The following is a 262-nucleotide window of genomic DNA, read 5'->3' on the forward strand; positions in this document are numbered from 1 at the left end:
TCGATGGTGATCACTGCGCCGTTCGACAGAGTCACAGTGACTGGCGAGCCAGCAGCGTTGGTCAGGGTGGCGGTGTAGATGATCGAGCCGCCCTCGGCGACCGAGTCGGTCGCGCTGAGCGACAGGTTGGTGGTGTCGACGGTGTCAGTCACGGTGGTGCTGACTGGTGTCTTATCGGCGACCAGATCTTCGTAGTTGCCGCCGCTCACGTCAGTGATCGAGTTGGTCAGCGGAGCCTGGCCAACCAATGCATCGTTAGGCG

General features: G+C 61.8%; 1 protein-coding gene. It reads right to left on the reverse strand.

The genetic code is table 11. The features are described from left to right. Positions 1 to 262 (reverse strand): immunoglobulin-like domain-containing protein (locus K5E40_RS34665; protein ID WP_221734458.1); only part of this gene is annotated, 262 nt, incomplete at both ends.

Origin of the sequence: Pseudomonas baetica, from assembly GCF_019733355.1 — a bacterium.
Taxonomy (GTDB): domain Bacteria; phylum Pseudomonadota; class Gammaproteobacteria; order Pseudomonadales; family Pseudomonadaceae; genus Aquipseudomonas; species Aquipseudomonas baetica_A.